Annotated in this window: 20 protein-coding genes; 6 read left to right on the forward strand and 14 right to left on the reverse strand. The window is 70.5% G+C overall.

Annotated features, from left to right (window positions below):
* Positions 1 to 326: 326 nt before the first annotated feature.
* From GGQ91_RS23900 to GGQ91_RS23915, 4 genes are all read left to right on the forward strand, one after another.
* Positions 327 to 1,541: an FAD-dependent oxidoreductase gene (locus GGQ91_RS23900; protein WP_274928952.1), complete on the forward strand. Its 1,215-nt coding sequence runs from the start codon at positions 327 to 329 to the stop codon at positions 1,539 to 1,541.
* A 249-nt stretch (positions 1,542 to 1,790) separates the two neighbouring features.
* Positions 1,791 to 2,735: a helix-turn-helix domain-containing protein gene (locus tag GGQ91_RS23905; RefSeq protein WP_043386563.1), complete on the forward strand. Its 945-nt coding sequence runs from the start codon at positions 1,791 to 1,793 to the stop codon at positions 2,733 to 2,735.
* 836 nt (positions 2,736 to 3,571) lie between these two features.
* Entirely contained in the window at positions 3,572 to 3,865 is a 294-nt protein-coding gene (locus GGQ91_RS23910; RefSeq protein WP_043354282.1) for a hypothetical protein, read from the forward strand.
* Between the two features lie 64 nt (positions 3,866 to 3,929).
* Positions 3,930 to 4,214 (forward strand): hypothetical protein, encoded by a 285-nt coding sequence (locus GGQ91_RS23915; RefSeq protein ID WP_246410882.1) that lies wholly within the window; start codon positions 3,930 to 3,932, stop codon positions 4,212 to 4,214.
* 24 nt (positions 4,215 to 4,238) lie between these two features.
* Here GGQ91_RS23915 and GGQ91_RS23920 read toward each other — a convergent pair whose 3' ends face one another.
* The 3 genes from GGQ91_RS23920 to GGQ91_RS23930 form a co-directional block, all read right to left on the reverse strand.
* Positions 4,239 to 4,415: a hypothetical protein gene (locus tag GGQ91_RS23920; RefSeq protein WP_182593000.1), complete on the reverse strand. Its 177-nt coding sequence runs from the start codon at positions 4,413 to 4,415 to the stop codon at positions 4,239 to 4,241.
* 98 nt (positions 4,416 to 4,513) lie between these two features.
* A complete protein-coding gene (locus tag GGQ91_RS23925) occupies positions 4,514 to 5,362 on the reverse strand; it encodes a methyltransferase domain-containing protein (RefSeq protein WP_043354281.1) in 849 nt (282 codons plus the stop codon).
* Positions 5,363 to 5,559: 197 nt separating this feature from the next.
* Positions 5,560 to 5,913, reverse strand: coding sequence for a hypothetical protein (locus tag GGQ91_RS23930; protein ID WP_182593001.1), 354 nt, complete (start codon positions 5,911 to 5,913; stop codon positions 5,560 to 5,562).
* Between the two features lie 64 nt (positions 5,914 to 5,977).
* Here GGQ91_RS23930 and GGQ91_RS23935 point away from each other — a divergent pair, with 64 nt between their 5' ends.
* Entirely contained in the window at positions 5,978 to 6,310 is a 333-nt protein-coding gene (locus tag GGQ91_RS23935; RefSeq protein WP_043354278.1) for a hypothetical protein, read from the forward strand.
* Here the strand turns inward: GGQ91_RS23935 and GGQ91_RS23940 are convergent.
* The 9 genes from GGQ91_RS23940 to GGQ91_RS23980 all read right to left on the reverse strand — a co-directional run bounded on the left by GGQ91_RS23940 (position 6,252) and on the right by GGQ91_RS23980 (position 14,019).
* A complete protein-coding gene (locus tag GGQ91_RS23940) occupies positions 6,252 to 6,743 on the reverse strand; it encodes a hypothetical protein (protein ID WP_246410884.1) in 492 nt (163 codons plus the stop codon). The two genes, GGQ91_RS23935 and GGQ91_RS23940, sit on opposite strands and share 59 nt — an antisense overlap.
* Positions 6,744 to 6,875: 132 nt before the next feature.
* A complete protein-coding gene (locus GGQ91_RS23945; protein WP_043354274.1) occupies positions 6,876 to 7,208 on the reverse strand; it encodes a hydroxyisourate hydrolase in 333 nt (110 codons plus the stop codon).
* Entirely contained in the window at positions 7,205 to 8,626 is a 1,422-nt protein-coding gene (locus GGQ91_RS23950) for an amidase (protein ID WP_111474075.1), read from the reverse strand. The genes GGQ91_RS23945 and GGQ91_RS23950 overlap by 4 nt, the downstream gene beginning before the upstream one ends.
* Complete coding sequence (locus tag GGQ91_RS23955) at positions 8,623 to 9,375, reverse strand: aspartate/glutamate racemase family protein (protein ID WP_182593002.1); 753 nt, start codon at positions 9,373 to 9,375, stop codon at positions 8,623 to 8,625. The genes GGQ91_RS23950 and GGQ91_RS23955 overlap by 4 nt, the downstream gene beginning before the upstream one ends.
* A gap of 6 nt (positions 9,376 to 9,381) precedes the next feature.
* Positions 9,382 to 10,200, reverse strand: coding sequence for an ABC transporter permease (locus GGQ91_RS23960; RefSeq protein ID WP_043386552.1), 819 nt, complete (start codon positions 10,198 to 10,200; stop codon positions 9,382 to 9,384).
* A 7-nt stretch (positions 10,201 to 10,207) separates the two neighbouring features.
* Positions 10,208 to 11,113, reverse strand: a complete 906-nt coding sequence (locus GGQ91_RS23965) for an ABC transporter permease (protein WP_043349751.1) — start codon at positions 11,111 to 11,113, stop codon at positions 10,208 to 10,210.
* On the reverse strand, positions 11,110 to 12,153 hold the full coding sequence (locus tag GGQ91_RS23970; RefSeq protein WP_043349754.1) for an ABC transporter substrate-binding protein: 1,044 nt from the start codon (positions 12,151 to 12,153) through the stop codon (positions 11,110 to 11,112). Before GGQ91_RS23970 ends, GGQ91_RS23965 begins: the two co-directional genes overlap by 4 nt.
* Positions 12,154 to 12,190: 37 nt before the next feature.
* Positions 12,191 to 13,273 (reverse strand): ATP-binding cassette domain-containing protein, encoded by a 1,083-nt coding sequence (locus tag GGQ91_RS23975; RefSeq protein ID WP_182593003.1) that lies wholly within the window; start codon positions 13,271 to 13,273, stop codon positions 12,191 to 12,193.
* Positions 13,270 to 14,019 (reverse strand): maleate cis-trans isomerase family protein, encoded by a 750-nt coding sequence (locus tag GGQ91_RS23980; protein WP_246410885.1) that lies wholly within the window; start codon positions 14,017 to 14,019, stop codon positions 13,270 to 13,272. Before GGQ91_RS23980 ends, GGQ91_RS23975 begins: the two co-directional genes overlap by 4 nt.
* Positions 14,020 to 14,195: 176 nt before the next feature.
* Between GGQ91_RS23980 and GGQ91_RS23985 the strand changes: the two genes are divergently transcribed.
* On the forward strand, positions 14,196 to 14,924 hold the full coding sequence (locus GGQ91_RS23985) for a GntR family transcriptional regulator (protein WP_043386546.1): 729 nt from the start codon (positions 14,196 to 14,198) through the stop codon (positions 14,922 to 14,924).
* Between the two features lie 117 nt (positions 14,925 to 15,041).
* Here the strand turns inward: GGQ91_RS23985 and GGQ91_RS23990 are convergent, their stop codons facing one another.
* Both GGQ91_RS23990 and GGQ91_RS23995 read right to left on the reverse strand, forming a co-directional pair.
* A complete protein-coding gene (locus GGQ91_RS23990; protein WP_043386543.1) occupies positions 15,042 to 15,290 on the reverse strand; it encodes a PilZ domain-containing protein in 249 nt (82 codons plus the stop codon).
* Positions 15,291 to 15,501: 211 nt separating this feature from the next.
* Positions 15,502 to 17,043 carry a sensor domain-containing diguanylate cyclase gene (locus GGQ91_RS23995; protein WP_182593004.1) on the reverse strand — a complete coding sequence of 514 codons (1,542 nt, stop codon included), beginning with the start codon at positions 17,041 to 17,043 and terminating at the stop codon, positions 15,502 to 15,504.
* Between the last annotated feature and the right edge of the window lie 84 nt (positions 17,044 to 17,127).

Below are 17,127 nucleotides of genomic sequence, written 5' to 3' on the forward strand. Positions count from 1 at the left end.
TCGATTTTCGCGCTCGGCAGGTTGATTTTGGCGCGACTCAGAATATGATTTCCATGTCGAGAAGAGAGCAGACCGATTGGTAGCGCGGTCGCCGCTTGCGGTTTCTCATCGCCCAACTGGCTCCACGACGTTCAAACCTGGCAGACGCCAAGGTGAACGTAGGCGTGCGCGTTGCGCGCCGGTGGAGATGGGTGCCTTATGTCTGGTCGCTTAACAGACATCGTCTCGAAAACCATCTCAGCGCTTACCTTGGTAGCTCCAGGTCCTTTCGCGGGCCGCTCCGGCGGCTGGTCGCTCGATCTAGGCCTATATCAAGGACAACAAACGTGAAAATCATCATCATCGGTGCGGGGATCGGCGGTCTTTGTCTTGCGCAACATTTGCGCGCATCGCAAATTGAGGTCGCGGTCTATGATCGAGATGCAGGCCCCTGGGATCGAAAGCAGGGCTACCGCCTGCATCTGGATGCCGATGGCATCTCGGCGCTGAAAGCCGCCCTGCCTGGGCCGCTGTTTGCGCTGTTCGAGGCCACCTCGATGCACCCACTGCCCTACACGACCATCATGGACACGAGTTTCGCAATCCAGCGCCGGTTCCAGACCGACGACTACAGCAAGACGCAGCATCACCTGACCGACGGCATTGCCCAGCACCTGAACGTGAACCGTGCGACCCTGCGCGAGATCCTGTTGCAGGATCTGGAGGATGTTTGTCACTGGGATGCACGGCTCGAAGGTTATGAGACAGATGAGACGGGGGTCTCCGCGATTTTTTCCGATGGCCGGACGGCGCGCGGCACAATGCTGGTGGGTGCGGACGGCGCGGGGTCGGCGTTGCGCCGTCAAAGGGCGCCTGACGCGAAGATGATGGATTCGGGTGCCCGCGCCATCTATGGCCGCCTGGCCTTGAGCGACGCGCGGCGGGTTCTGCCGCCTCACGCCCTGGCCGATATTTTCACCGCCGCCTTCGACACCCGCAAGTTGATCCTGGGCGTGGGGCCTGTGATCTATCCGATGGCGCCCGATCAAGCGGCCCGCGCCTTGCTGCCGCAGGCGAGGCTTCGGACGCAGGATGATTACATCGGCTGCATCATCGCGGGGCGCAAGGAGCTGTTCGGGGACGACGAAGCCGCCCTGCGCGCGGCCTCCAGCGACACGCTGCAGGATCTGGCGAGCCGGCTTCTGGCAGAGTGGCCGTCAGGGGCTGCAAAGGTGCCGCGGGCGGGCGAAGCGGGTTCATTCTTCTATGTCGAGATGGCCTCTTGCATTCCCTTCGATCTCCAGCCGGAGACGAGGGTCACGCTCCTGGGCGACGCGATCCACACGATGACGCCCAGCCTGGGGCGAGGCGCGAACGTCGCCTTGCGCGATGCGGGGCTTTTGAGGAACTGGATCGTGAAGCATCACAAAGGCGAGTTGTCCTGCGATGCAGCGCTTCAGGCGTATGAGCGGGAGATGACCACCTATGGCTTCGAGGTGGTTCGCCGTTCGGCGGATATGGGTGCAAAGCTCCTTGGACAGGATCCCCTGTCGCCGAGTTGAAACGACGGCGACAGCCAACCCGGCCTCGAACGAAAGTGGGGCGCGAACGAGTTACGATCGCTTCCGGGATGCGCTGATCGTCGCCTAAGCGTCTGGCATGGGTCGCGTCCGGAAACGCGGCTCGGGATGGGTTTCCGCCGGTCCGTTTTCGGGCGGCCCGCAATGCTTGAATCCTTAGATTATATACAATAGACGGGCGGCCCCTCCAATCTCCGCCCTCGTATGGCGAGCTGTGGACCGAGACCGCGGATGCGACCGCTTTTTTCGACTGAGGGCCTCCACCCCAGGATCGCCTTCCGTCGATGGCGGGAGATGATGTGCGATCAGATGGTTCCGAACGAGATCCGGAATCTTGACGCGGCGCCGTTCCACGGCCGGATCGAGGTCACCGCGATCGGAGCGTTGCCGATCACGCGAAGCGTTCAGAGTTCCACCCGGACCGAAGTGACACCCGAGGCGGTGCGGCGGAACGGCCGGGGTGACCGCCTCTACGCGGTCTTCAGCCAATCCGGCCGCCATGCCGTCCAGCAGAACGAGCGTGAGGCGCTGGCTCGGGCCGGCGATTTCGTCGTGCTCGATCATCGACCGGGCGTGAGCGAGATCGAGACCGGCACCTTCCTGATCCTCGACCTGCCGCGGGAGCGCCTGGAGAGCGTGCTGGGCCCGTCTCAACTGTTCACTGCCCTCGCGGTCGAGGCCAACCTCGCCTCTACGATGCTCGCGAACACCTACGTCCAGGAACTGATCCGGGTGGGAGATCGGCTCAACCCCGACGGTGCGGCGCGCATGGCGTCGATTGGGATCGATCTCGTCGTGGCCAGTCTCGCCGAACGGTTGGCGCAGGCGGTGCCCCGCTCCATACACGGCAACGCCACCGTCCAGCGCGCCAAGGCCTACGTCGAGGCGCACTTGAGTGACACGACCCTCGACCCGCCGAAGCTCGCCGCCGCGGTCGGCGTGTCGCTGCGCCGGCTGCAGGAGCTGTTCCACGAGCGCGGCCGGCACATTTCCGACTACATCTGGGGACGCCGGATAGAGGCGGCAGCCAAGCGCCTAGCCGATCCGGCCTGCGCCCACCTGTCGATCGGCATGCTGGCTTACGGCTGCGGCTTCAGCAGCCAGGCGCATTTCGCGCGCCGCTTCAAGGATCGCCACGGCATGAGCCCGCGTGACTACCGGCGGGCGCACAGGTAGGACGTGCCGTCGGCCGCATCCGTTTTCGGGCTGTCGTCCGAGTCCGCCGAGTGGCCGAATTGGATCGGAGACGGACCGTCCGCTCTTACTTCGACATTGCCCCGACCGGCCCGCTCCGGGTCGGCCGGATAGGGGCGCCGACCGCCGGGCTGATCTTTGTCAGTCGCTCGGATGACGGGAAACCCGACGGCGTGACGGTGGCCATCGATGGGACGACGACCGTCCGCGCCGCCGCCCGCACGCTGACGCACGCGCGGCCCGTCGCCGTTCCGTTTGTGGCCGGTCGACCAGCAGATGCAGGTCGCTGTCCCGCAGGGCCGCCCCGCTGCCCTCGCCTGCGTCACGATCGGGCTGGACGAGGCGAAGCGGCCAGGCGTCGTCCACAGGATCTTCGAGGCCCGCGGCTTCGGTCAGGACGCGGTTGCCTCCTCGACCAGCGCAGCTCGCTCACCGGTCGAGCCGCGTCGGAGCGCCCGTCACATCGCATTCGGGTGAACGGTGGAGGGCCGGGCGCGCGGCTCCGCAAAGATGCGAGCCCAGGATCCCATTCACGGGCGGCAATGGCCCGCTTCCCTGGCCGCACGGGGCCGACCGCCGGGTGAAGAGCGGCCACGAACGGGGAGCCTCGATGAGGGGATGCCAGGGCGCACGGCCAGCCGCGCAGACGCATGGGGCGCCCGATCTGCCGCATGACGTCGATGGTTCACAATCCAACACGTCGGAGTTGCGAACCGCCCGCGTGGCTTGCTGCCCAGGATTGCTTGTGGAACCGTATGGGCCTGGGAGAGGTGACAGATGCTCCGCACCGAGCGTTCCAAGACGAAGCGCGATCTGAGATGACGGCTGAGGGTCCGCCCGACAAGATGGCCGAGGTTGCTGGACTGGCGGCCGCCATCGCCGACCACATCCTCGCGCAGCACGAGGCCGGTCTCACGATCCCGCCGGACCAGTTCAGGATGCTCGTGAGCGCCGCCCGGATGCTCCTGGACAACGGCGTATCGTGGCCGCCATCGGTGACATACCTCGTGATGGAAGTCGCCCGGCGGGTCGAGGAAGCCGAGCCTCCGCCCAAGGGCGACGAGGTCGTGGCGCACCTGACGCGGGCGCTCAACGCGGCCAAACCCACCTGAGGCCTGCCTGAGGCGCACCGTCACGCGGCGGGCGCGCCGATTTCCTGCGGGATCGGCGCCCTATATGGGCCCCATGCCCACACTCGGCCTCAAGCTCCCGCTCCGGATCTGCGTCCTCGAGAACGCCGCCTGCGTCGAGGATGCCGGCGGCCGGCGCACCGGCTACGTCTACTGGGACGAGGGCAGGCCGGGAGGAGGCAACAGTGCCTTCACCCGCGCCGAAGCCATCGAGCAGGTCCGGATCATCGCGAGCGCCTGGGCCGGCGCCCTGGTCCACAGCGGCACCCTCGACACCGGCCCGGCACCCGAGCCGGGCGCCGCCGCCGCCGAGCCATCTCCGGAAGGCTGATCGCTCCCGGTAAAGCGGGATCCGCTACAGGCCGGCGCCGCTCACGTACGAGACCGGCGCGCCCGAGCTCGTCGCGGAGGCCGCCACGGTGGCGGCGATCCAGTCGCCGTCGCCGGTCGCGGGCACCCGGCACGCCCGTGCCATGGCCCATACCTGACGGCGCCAGAGCCAGAGGCGGAGGGTGTGGATGAGGTCGTACACGGCCGGCCCCCCATGCTGTCGCTCCCGTCCATGTGGGGCGCGCGCTCGGTCCGCTCAAGCGTGCGGCGCCCTCATGGCTGCGTTCGGATGCCCCGCACCTAAGCGGCGACGTGCTTCATCACGAAGTGGAAGCCGAGTTCGGGGTTCTTGCTGAAATCGGCATCGTAGAATGCGTTCTCATTGCCGGAACCTCGGCAAAAATCCTTGAACTGAAACATGCTCTTCGGGACGAATTCGAGCCCGTGCTGCCGGACAAGCTCGCGCCACCACGTCTCCGGCTTGACTGTAGGATGGTAGCTTACGCCGTTGGCGACATCGTCGTATGTCGCGGCGGAGCCCACGAAAAGACCGCCGTCGGCCAGGTGAGATTTCACATTCGCAAACAGCTGAGGAAGCAACGATTCCTCGATGTGCTCGAGGACCTCCCACATCGTGATGACGTCAAATTTGGCTTTCGTACCCGTCTTCTGATCTATCAGAGAAAATGGCTTGGTAATATCGCATGTCTTTAGATAATCTGGAATGATAGACCATTCGGCGCGCTGCGCGCGAAGGGAGTAATCGCTTCCCTCGATTCCGAATGCCGCGTTGCCTCTGATGAGGAAATCGAAGACGAGGCCGCCCCCTGCGCAGCCGAGGTCCAGGGCGGTGACCTTTCGGCCGAAATGGCTTTCGATCGCATGACAGAACCGCTGATTGCGTGTATTGTCATCCTTTGTTCCGCGCGGAACCGTGTGATCGTTGCTCTCGTAGGCGATCGGATGATCTGTCACGAGACAGAAATTGTTTTTCGGCGCCAGCTGAACGACGGCGAGGCGCCTGACATCTTGCATCTGTGCGAGCTGCTGCGCGTGAGCCGCCATGATCTTGCTGTCGAGGGCGGCGTAGAGCTGGCGGCCCACATCAAGAATCTGCTGGGTGATGAATTGCTTGTCTTGGTCGTTCATCACAAATTCCTGACGATCGATCTCGGTGTGACGCGGCGTGGCTGAGCCCGAATTTATCCCAGATCCTGTATCAAATCTTTACGCGACGGTCTGAATCCGGGGCGCGAAGCGGCGGCGCCCCGCCCGACGGCGCGCTTCGTCCGGGACCTGCGTCCGGGACCTGCCGCCAGCCCGGTCCGGTAGGCCGACCGAACGCCTCACGCCCCCGCCCCCGGCAGCCCGGTCCAGGCCTCGCGGATGAGCGCGAGGCGCTGAGCGGCCCGCGCCGCGTCGGCCTCCGCGACCTGATGGAGGACCGCCTCCAGCGCCTCGGATCCGCCGAGCGCCGCGGCCGCCGCGCCCTGGCGGCGCATGGCGGAGCGGTGTGCCCGCATCGCCGGCCCCGCCTTCGGCCCCGTTTCGATCCCCTCCAGGGTGGCGATCAGGGCCGCCGCGAACGGGGCGACGTCGCGCCAGGATGCCGCTGTGGTCGCCGCTGTGGTCGCCGGCTCGGGGGAGGCGGCCTGCGCCGGCGGCGGCGCGGAGAAGCTGGTGGTGAGCGGTCGCTTCATGACGAACCTCCACGGGCGCGATATCTAAGGGGGATCGGCCGGCGCGGAGCTGTACGAGGAGCGCATGGCCGAAAGGCGGAAGGCCACCGGATCCGGCGAGGACGGCCTGTCGCGCCACATCCTCCCCAATGCCGGTACGATGGTCGGTGTCTGCACCACGCTGATCGGCCTCGTGAAGATCGCCGAGGGCTGGATCGGGCCGAGCCACGTCGACGAGGCCGCCGCCCTGACGGCGGTCCTGTTCCTGGTCAGCGCGATCGCGTCCTACCTGTCGATCCGTCTGGGGGATGTCAGCGACCTCGCGATCCGCCTGGAGCGCTGCGCCGACATCTGTTTCGTCATCGGGCTGATCGGCCTGACGCTGATCTCGGTTCTGTTCGCCTACGAGACGATCTGACGGCGTGCCGCAGGGGACCGTCGGGCAGGGCATCGGGGTCGGTCAGCGCCGCCGCGAGGAGCGCGAACAGACCGAGATGCAGGGCGAGCGCCGCCGAGCCGGCATCGTGCAGGGACCACAGGCCGGCCGCACCGACCGCCATGAGCGGCGGCCCGGCCACGTAGACGAGGCTCCGCCACGCGGCCGCGGGGCGTCCGAGGCGCCAGAGGCAGCCGGCCAGCGCCGCCAGGGCAAACCCGCCCTTGATCAGCGCCATGAAGCGGATCACCCGCACGAGATCGGGGTCGATTTCGGCCGCAGGGGAGCGTCCGGCCGCGACCCAGGCCAGCGGAAGTGCGAGGACCGTCAGCGCGGCCAGCATCAGGCGCGCCGGAGGGGCGCCGCGCGTCGCGCGCCCGGACGCGGCCGGGATCGTCATCGCCTGAACCCGCATCGGCTTCCTCCTGCGCCCCGCTCCGATCGGAATCGAGTCTAGGCGCTCCGGGGGCCTCGGTCACCTCAAAGGGAGAGGGAGCCGGCAGGGCCGCGCCGCCGCAGGCGCGTGCCGGGACGGCGCACCCCCGGCTCAGCAGCCGCGGAACAGGGCGACGCCGAAGGCGGTGAATTTCAGCGGCAGGTGGCAGTGGCCGTCGGGGTCGTCGATCCGGAAGCGGATCGCGGCCTCCTCCAGGAACCCCTCCCCCGCCGCCCCGACGAAGTCCCCGATCGCGAACACGACCTCGTAGAGTCCGGCGGCGAGCCGCGTCCGCACGATCGGATGATCGAGCGTCCCGTCCGCGCCGAGCCGCCCCTCGGCGAGCACCCGCCGCCGGGACCCGGCCCGCAGGACGCGCACGCGCATCCCCGCGGCCGGCCGGCCCGTGGCGGCGTCGACGGCGTGGAGCGACAGGCCGGTCACGGGGCGCCGCCCTCCCAGAGCATCCGCCAGGGATGGGCGGCCTCGTAGGCCGCCGCCATCGCCACCAGAGCCTCGTCGCGGCCCCAGGGCGCCACGAGCTGGAACCCGATCGGCAGCCCGGCACGGGAGGGGCGGCAGGGGATCGAGATCCCGGGACAGCCGGCGGCGTTGACGAAACCCGTGAAGGTCGCCGAGCCGCGGGGGCCCACCGGCACCCCGGCGATGCGCTCCGGATGGGTGTCCTCCGCCCGCCAGGGCAGCGCCGCCGCCGTGGGCGTCATCAGCAGATCATGCGCGGCGAACAGGGCGGCGAGATCCTGACGCAGCGCCAGCGCCATCCGCTGCACGTCGAACAGGTCGGCCGCCGAGAGGGCCGCCCCGGCCTCCGCCAGGGCGCGGATGTCGGGGCCGAGGTCGTCGCGCCGGCCCGGATGCGCCCGCATCAGCCAGGCGATTCCGGCCTGGCCGAGGATTGGCCACGCCTCCGTGATGGCGGTCGCCGCGTCGAAGCGGCCGGTCTCGACCCGGTGGCCGAGGCCGGCGAGGCGCCCGGCCGCCTCGGCGACGCTGTCGGCGATCTCGGGATCGACCGGGGCGGTGCCGAAGGCCGGGACATGGAGGATCCGCAGCGGGCGCTCCGGCATTGCGGCGGTCCCGAACGGGCCGAAGCCGTTCGGCGCGACCGCGTTCGGATCGGCCGCCCCGAGGATCCGCATCAGCGCCGCGAGGTCGTCGACCGTGCGCGCCATCGGCCCGACCACCTCGAGGTCGAGCATGATCGGCGGCAGCCCGCCGGTTCGCGGCACCCGTCCGGCGGTGGGTTTCAGGCCGACGAGGCCTGTATGGGAGGCGGGGCGGCGGATCGAGCCGCCCGCATCGGTCCCGAGGGCCAGGGGCCCGATCCCGGCGGCCACCGCCGCGACGGCGCCGCCGCTGGAGCCCCCCGGGGTCAGCGCCGGATCCCAGGGGTTGCGGGTGACGCCGGAGACCGGGTTCCCGGTATAGCCCTGGACGGTCAGTTCCGGGACGTTGGTCTTGCCCAGGATCACCGCTCCGGCCGCGCGCAGGCGGGCCACCGGCGTCTCGTCCCGGTCCGCCCCCTGCCCCGCGTAGAGCCGGCTGCCCCAGCCGGTGGCGAACCCGGCGACGTTCAGGCTGTCCTTGATGGTCACCGGCACGCCGTCGAGGGGGCCGAGCGGCCGGCCCGCCGCCCAGCGGGCCGCGCTCGCCGCGGCGGCGCGCGCCGCACCTTCGGGATCGACGGCGACCAGGGCGTTGAGCCCCGGGTTCACGGCCTCGGCCCGGTCCAGGCAGGCGCGGGCGGCCGCGACCGGGCTCGCCGTCCCGGCGGCGTAGCGTCGGCCCAGGGCGGTGGCCGAGAGGGTCCAGAGCGGGCCCGTCGCATCGGTCTGCATCATGGCTCTCCCTCGCGATGCGCGATCCAGCGGGCGAGCGGCCCGCTCAGGCCCGTGGCCGGTTTCGCGGGCGGCCGGGCGAAGCGTCCGGCCCGGGGCGGCCGCGTCCCCAGCCGCACCAGCGCCTGCGCCTGGCCGAGGGCGGCCGCCAGCGGGTCGACCAGGGGCACCGGCACCGCGTCCCGCAGGGTCGTGGCGAGGCCGGCGAGGGGCGCCCCGGCCAGGATCACCGCGTCGGCCCCCTCTTCGACCGCCCGCTCGGCCAGGGCCAGGATCTCGGGCCGCAAGTCGTCCTGGACCTCGGTCACCGCCTGGAACGGCCGGCGCACCGCGTAGAGGCCGGCGCAGCGGGCCGGCAGGCCGGCCAGGGCCACCGCATCCTCGTACCAGGGCAGCAGCGCGGGGGCGAAGGTGACGATCGCGAAGCGCGCTCCGACCTGGCAGGCGGTCAGCATCGCCGCCTCGGCCATCCCGACCACCGGCAGGTCGAACAGCTCCCGCGCCGCGATCAGCCCGGGATCGCCGTAGGCCGCGATCACCGCGGCATCGTGGCCGGCCTGGTGCGCGGCGAGCGTCTCCAGCACCGCCGCGCCGGCGAGCTGCGCCTCGGCCCGGCTGGCGATGTAGGGCAGGCCCGTCGTGGCGGTGAGCGCGGTGATCCGCGCATCGGGGGCCAGCGCCGCCTGCGCCGCCCGCGCCATGCGTTCGGTCATCGCCGCGGAGGTGTTCGGGTTGAGGAGCAGGATCCGCATGGCGGGTCAGCCCGCCATCCGGCGGGACAGGCCGGCGGCCCGCTCCATCACCACCGCCAGCACCACCGTCACCAGGATCAGCAGGCTGGAGGCCGCCGCTACCGTGACGTCGAGGCGCCCCTCCAGATCCTGCCACATCCGGATCGGCAGCATGTCGGTGGCGGCGTCGCGCAGGAACAGCGAGACCGGGACGTTGTCGAAGCTCGCCATGAAGGCGATGAAGCCCCCGGCCAGGATCCCGGGCCGGATCAGCGGCAGGGTCACCCGGCGGAACGTGTAGAGGCGCGAGGCGCCGAGCGAGGTCGAACTCTCCAGCAGCACCGGGTCCATCTGCGACAGGGCCGCGACCGTGGTGCGGACCACGAAGGGCACGCAGACCACGGTGTGGCCGAGGATAAGGGTCAGCGGCGAGACCGGGATCCCGGCGAGGCTGAACAGCATCAGGGCGGCGAGCCCGAAGGCCAGGGCCGGCAGGACCAGCGGCGACAGGAACAGGCTGTCGAGGAGCCGCGCGGAAAGCCGCCGCGACCGTGCGATGGCGAGCGCCGCCGCGGTGCCCAGCACCACCGACAGGAGGGTCGCCCAGCCCGCCACCACCAGGCTGTTCCAGGCGGCGGCCTGGAGCTGCTCGGCCTCCGCGAGCGCCGCGTACCAGCGCAGGGAATAGCCCGGCGGCGGGAAGCGCAGGGAGAAGCCGTTGGTGAACGAGACCACCACGACGATCACGGTCGGCGCCGCCAGCAGGACGAGGCAGAGGCCGGCGAGCAGCAGCACGGTGCCGTGGAAGCTGAACCAGTCGAAGTCGCGCCGCAGGGACGTCCGCATGGTGACCTCAGGCTTGCGCGTAGCCGCGCGACAGGCGGCCCACGAGGTTGAGGAGCGTCACGCAGGCCAGCACCGCCACGAGGAAGACGATCGCGATCGCCGCCGCGAAAGGCCAGTTGTTGAGCGAGGAGGCCTGCTGGTACAGGTACATGGGCATGAACAGCATCTGCCCGCCGCCGATCAGCGACTGGGTGATGAAGGCCGTGATCGCCGCCGCGAAGGTCAGCAGGCAGCCCGCCACGATGCCGGGCAGGCAGAGCGGCAGGGTCACCCGGAGGAAGGTGCGCCACGCCCCCGCCCCCAGAGCCGCCGAGGCGTCGGCGAGGTTCGGGTCGATCCGCGACAGGGCGGTGACCAGCGGCAGAACCATCAGGGGCATCTGCACCTGCGCCAGCGCCAGGACGAGGCCGCCCTCGGTGTAGAGCAGCTTCAGCGGCGTGTCGGTGAGGCCGAGGCCGAGGAGGGCGGCGTTGACGATGCCCTGGCGCCCGAGGATCACGATCCACGCGAAGGTCCGCACCACCACGCTCGTGAGCAGCGGCAGCAGCACGATCAGGGTCAGCAGGCCGCGCAGGCGGCCGGGCGCCCAGGTCAGGAGCAGCGCCAGCGGCAGGCCGAGCAGCAGGGTCAGCGCCGTGACCTCGACGCCGAGCCACAGGGTCGCGCCGAGCACCCGCAGGGAGAACGGGTCGAGCAGGAACCGGGCGTACTGGTCGAGGCCGAACCGGGTCATGCCCGGATCGGCGTAGAAGCTCACCAGCAGCAGCAGCGCCAGCGGCGCCAGGAAGAAGACCAGGAAGAACGCCCCGAGGGGCAGGGCGAGGCGGATGTCGTAGGCCGCCGTCCAGGCGCGGACCGGGCGGCCGGGCGCCGCGACCGGGCCCGCCGTCGCCATGGCCGGGCCGGCGGTCACACCCGGATCTCGCGGTTGAAGCGCTCGATCCAGGCCGACCGGCTGCGGTTGATCGCGGCCCAGTCCTGGAAGACCGACTTGCGCTTCAGTTCGTCCGCGTCCTTGGCCAGCACCTTCGCGATCGCGCCCTCGATCGCGACCTTCCGGTTGGTCGGCACGATCAGGTAGGGGCTCTGCATCAGCTTGGCCTGCACCTCCGGCGAGAGGGCGGCCTCGATCAGCTTGAAGGCCAGCTCCTTCACCGGCGTGTTCTTGACGATGTGGATCGTCGTCTTGAAGGCGATGATGCCCTCCTTCGGAATCGCGAACTCCACCGGCACGCCCCGGGCCTTCAGGATCTGGATCGCGTTGAAATTGCCCGGCCCGATGTCGACCTGCTCCTGCTGGTAGAGGGCCGCCAGGGCGCCCGGGTTGGCCGCCACGGCGGCGAGGTTCGGCTTGAGCGCCTCCAGCGCCTTGAAGCCCGGCTCGACATCGGTTTCCGAGCCGCCGTGCATCCGGGCGATCTCCACGAGGAAGCCGGTGCCGAGCGTCGAGTTCAGGTTGGTGATGCCGACCCGGCCCTTGTACTCGGGCTTCCACAGGTCGGCCCAGGAGGTTGGCGGCGTCTTCACCTTCTCGGGATTGTAGGTCAGGCCGACGATCTGGAAGAACGGCGCCGGGCCCATCGGCTCCTGCGCGTCGGCGATCAGGTCGCCGTAATGGGCCGACTGGGCCACCGGATAGGGCTCGACGAGGTCCTGGGCGATGGCCGTGAGGGCGGGGCCCGGATCGTGCAGCATCACGTCGATCGGCGGGTTGGCGCGGGCGGCCTGGACCTTGGCGATCTGGTCGACCGAGAGCATCGGATCGAGGATGACGTCGCCTCCCGAGCTCTTGCGGAAGGCCGGCACCAGCACGGCCCGGTGCGCCTCCTCCCAGCTGCCCGTGAAGGTGGCGAAGACGAGCTTGCGCGCCTGCGCGCGGGACAGTCCCGGGAAGGCCTGCGCGGCGCCGAGGGTCAGGGCGCCGGCGAGGAGGCTGCGGCGGTGCAGGGTCATGGTCGGCTCTCCTGGCTCGGACTCGGGCGGCTCGGCTTCAGTGGCGGGAATCGGGGAAGACGCTGACCCGCTCGGGCGCGGTCGGCGATAGGCGCACGCGGGTGCCGGGCGGCCGGGGCCGGGCGCCCGCGGCCCGGGCCTCGGCGGTCTTCAGGCGGGCGCCGCCGTCGAGGCGGATCTCGTGGACCAGGGTGGCGCCGAGCGGCAGGCCGATCTCGACCACGCCGTCGAGCCCCTCCCCTCCGGTCGCGAAGGCGACGTGCTGGGGCCGCAGGCAGGCGGCCACCCGCGTCCCGTCCGGCAGGGCCGTGACGGTGGGGAGAAGGCCGCCGGTCTCCAGAGCCACCACGCGGGTGCCCCCCGGCCCGGTCGCGAGCCGGCCGTGCAGGACGTTGGCCGTGCCCACGAAGGTGTTGACGAACAGCGTCTCGGGGCGGTCGTAGACGTCGGTGGGCGGTGCGAACTGCTCCAGGCGGCCGGCATTGAGCACGGCGACCCGGTCGGCCATCGACAGGGCTTCCTCCTGGTCGTGCGTGACGATCAGCGTGGTGGTGCCGGCGCTGCGCTGGATGCGCTTGATCTCGATCTGCATGTCGAGGCGCAGGTTCTTGTCGAGGGCCGCGAAGGGCTCGTCGAGGAGCAGGATCGAGGGGCGCACGGCGAGCGCCCGGGCCAGCGCCACCCGCTGCTGCTGGCCGCCCGACATCTCCCGCGGGTAGCGCCCGGCGAGGTGCTCCAGCCGCACCAGCGCCAGCATCTCGGCCACCCGTGCCTTCTGCTCGGCCCGCCCGACCCCCCGGGCCGCGAGGCCGTAGGCGACGTTGTCGGCGACGCTCATGTGGGGAAACAGGGCGTAGTTCTGGAACACGATGCCGACGGTGCGGCGGTTCGGCGGCAGGTGGTCGACCGCCTGGCCGCCGATGATGACGCGCCCCTCCGTCGGCTTCAGGAAGCCCGCCACCGCCCGCAGCAGGGTGGTCTTGCCGCAGCCCGAGGGCCCGAGCAGCGCCACGAGCTCGCCGCCCTTGATGTCGAGGGTCACGGTGTCGACGGCGAGCGCCGTCCCGTAGCGCTGGGTGATCCCGTCGAGGATCAGGGTGGTTCCGGCTCCGGCGCTCACGGACGGCCCTCCCCGTCCGCCGCGAAGGCGCGGCCATGGGCGGCGAGATGCGCGGTCGGGCAGCCGGCGAGGTCCAGGCCCTTCCACAGGGTGACGGCCACCGAATCGATCACCGGCACGCCGAGTTCGGCCTCCAGATCCGGAGCGAGGACGGCGCCCGCGAGATTCGTGCAGACGATCGCCACCGCGTCGACGCCCTCGGCCGCCACCGCCCGGACCATGCCGGCGATGGCCTCGGGACCGGCCTCGGCGAAGGCGAAATTCTCCGACAGGCCGAGATGGCGCTCGGCGCCGCAGTCGAATCCGGCCGCGCCCCAGTTGGCCTGGATCCGGCGCTGGACGTCGCCGGTATAGGGCGTGACGAGGCCGATCCGCCGGAAGCCCCGGGCGCGGAACAGGTCGCGGAAGGCGAGCGCGGCGGTGGAGGCCGGGCGTCCGGTCCGGTCGGTGATCGCCGCGCCGAGGCGCTCGTCCGCGTCGAAGCCGAGCCACGCGCCGGAGGTGCCGTTCCACAGGATCGCGGCGACCCGGGCGTCGGCGAGCAGGTCGGCCGCGCTCAGGATCGGCTCGGGGTCGAACTGGTCCAGCGCCGCCGCCGACAGGCCGATCTCCGTCACGCGGAAGCGGGCGAAATGGGTGCTCACACCCGCGCAGCCGGCCAGCAGATGGGCGGTGGCCGGCTCGAGGACGCTGTTCGACGAGGGCGTCAGCATGCCCAGGCGCGTCGTGCGGTTCGGTCGTTCCATCGCATCCTTCCCCGACACGCGGAGCATCCGACAGGCCGGGACGAGCGACAAGGTATTTTCTGCATGTTGCATGCAATTTGCGCAAATGCATGATATGGCAGCGCAAGTGGCCGAAAAATGGATCATCGATCGGGCGGCCGCACGCGCTAGGCTGGCGCGGTGGAGCGGGAGGATCGATGGACGTCGTCGCACGAGGCCGGGGCCGGCCCCGCAAGGCCCTGATCGTCCCCGCCGCGCAGGTGCACAGGATCGGCCTGCACGAGCAGGCGGCGGCCCGGCTCAAGGACATGATCGTCCGCGGCGTGTTGCCGGCGGGCGCGACCCTCGTGGAGACGGACCTTTCCGTCGCGCTCGGGGTCTCCCGGACCCCGCTGCGGGAAGCCCTCAAGCTCCTGGCCGCGGAGGGGCTGGTCGACCTGCACCCGAATCGCAGCGCGCGCGTCCCGGACTGGACGCCGGAAGAGATCCTCGAACTGTTCGAGGCCTTGGCCGGCATCGAGCGGCTCACCGCGGAACTCGCCGCGCCGCGGATCTCCGAGGCCCTGATGGACGACCTGCGCGGCAAGCAGGCTCAGCTCGACCGCATGCACCGGGACCAGGTGCTCGACGCCTATTTCGCCCTCAACCAGGAGATCCACCGGACGATCGTCACGGCCGCCCACAACCGTCCGCTGGCGGAGGCCCACGCGCCGCTCCAGGCCCGGGCTCAGTGGGCGCGCCTGCGCGCGCTCTCCAGCGGCAGCCGCTGGGCGGAATCCGCCCGGGAGCACCGGGATCTGTTCGAGGCCCTCGCCGGTCGGGACGCCGCCGAGGCCGGGGCCATCGCCCATCGCCACGTGCTGCGGACCGGCGTGGTGATCGCCGAGACGCTCCACGCCCGGCGCGCGGCCCCCGCCGCCCGGTAAGGAAACGTTAACCCTGTCGGCGCATCGGTGGGCCACCAGCCGGACGCAGGCCTTCCACGCCCCTCCGATCCGCCCCTCAACACGGGTGGGCGTGGGAGCCTCGTCCGGCGCGGGCCGTCAGGCGTCGTCGAACGCGATCCCGAGTTCGGTTTCCTGACGCCACGTGACGCGAACCGGCCGACGCTGACCGTTGATCCCGTAGGACAGCACGAAGGCGTCGGGAACGCCGATCACGCTGACGACGCGCAGGCGGGCGCCGCCGTCCGAGATGTTGCGGATCGTGCAGTCGATCGCACCGCCACCGGCGAGTTCGATGTGCCCCTCGAGAAGCGTCCGTCTGCGGGGCGCCACACGTCTGTCGTCCATCCTCGTTACCCTTGGCTTGCGGGGCCGGATTCCACGCGAAATCCACACGAGCATCGCTGATCCGACGCACGGGTCCCGCTGCCTACCCGTCCATCGGCGCGCGATGACGACGGGCGGCACGGGCCGGTCCGTCAGCCATCGGCGCGAGAAGATCACGGTTTTCGTGTCGATTCCGTCAAGAAATCGGAAGACCGATCGCAGCCGGGCTCCGTCAGGACGTCTTCACCAGCTGCAGCGCGCCCCTTTGGAGCGGCGCGGGTGACGGCGCCGCGCTGCGCGTCTGATTGCGGCCGCCGGTCTTGGCCTCGTAGAGGGCGCCGTCCGCCAAGCGGTACAGGTCCGGCAGGGGCGCGCTCCGGTCGCCGCTCGGCCGCGCGGCGGCGAGCCCGATGCTCACCGTCACGACGCCTGCCCCGAGCCCGGCCGACGGGATTGGGAGCTTCGCCACCTCGGCATGGATCGTGTCGGCGACGCGCCGGGCGCCCGCCTCGTCGGTTTCGGGCAGGAGCACGGCGAACTCCTCGCCGCCGATGCGGCTGGCGAGATCCTGCGGGCGGTGCACGCTCGCCGACAGACTGCGCGCCAGGCCCTGCAGGACCGCATCGCCCACCGGGTGCCCGTATTGGTCGTTGAAGCGCTTGAAATGGTCCGCATCCACGATGAGCAGCGACAGGGGATGGCCGTCGCGCCGGGCCGCGTCCAGAGCCCGCTGGTACATGTCCTCGAAGCAGCGGCGGTTCGGCAGGCCGGTCAGGGCGTCGGTGCGCGACAAAGCGGCCATCTCGGCCCGCATCGCCTCGCGGCGGCGCAGCTCCCGCCCGAACAGGAGCGACAGCGCGATCGTGAGGCCGCACAGCGCCAGCACGATGCCGCCGATGATCGTCGCCTTCGCGGCCCAGTCCGCCTCCACGTCCTTCGTGGACAGGGCGACGTTCAGGATCAGCGGCAGGGTCCCGATCCGCGTGAATTTGTAGCTCCGCTCGACGCCGTCGCGCACGGAGGTGCTGACGAAACTGCCCCGCCCCTCCCGCAGGAACCGCCTGAAGGTCGGCGCCTGCGCGATGTTCGCCCCGAGATCGGCCTCCACGTAGGGATAGCGCATGATGCGGGTGCCGTCGGTCAGGTACAGGTTGATGGCCCCGCCCGGCCCGAGGTCGATCTCGCTGAACAGGTGCGTGAAGTAGGACAGCTTCACGGTGCCCAGAACCACGCCGCCGAAGCTGCCGTCGGGCCTGTCGATGCGGCGGCTGAACGGCAGCATCCGCTCGCCGTCGAGCCGCGACACGATCGGACGCCCGACATGGAGGCCGAGCCCGGCGCTCGCCTGGTGAACCTGGAAGTACTCGCGATCCGCGTAGTTGCCCTTGCGGGGCGGGACGGCCGCGATGTCCGCGACGACATCGCCCTCCTCGTTCAGGATCAGCATCACGCCCATGTCGCGGGCGGTCGCGGCGCGGTCGAACAAGATGAGCTGGCGCAGGCGCGGATCGGCCTCGGTCAGGCCCGGCACCTTCAGGTTGTCGACGGCCGCGCGGATCGAGAGATCGTACATCTCGATGTTGCGCACGATGTCGCGTTCGAGAACCTGGAGGAGGTTCCGGCTGGTCTGGTCCGCGCTGTCCCAGGCGTCCCGGCGCAGATCGGCCAGCATCAGGCCGGACGTCACCACCATGCCCAAAGGGGCCAGGACGCCGAGCGCGATCCAGGTGCGGGCAGATCTGAGCCAGGAACCGGCGCGCCGCAACACGTTCATCGGCCCCACACAGGCGTCGTTTCGTTGCCGGGTACTGACATGGCGCGCCTTAACCGCGGCTTTCGCACCCGAGCGGCCGAGCCA

Origin of the sequence: Methylobacterium fujisawaense (genome assembly GCF_014138435.1) — a bacterium.
GTDB lineage: Bacteria > Pseudomonadota > Alphaproteobacteria > Rhizobiales > Beijerinckiaceae > Methylobacterium > Methylobacterium fujisawaense.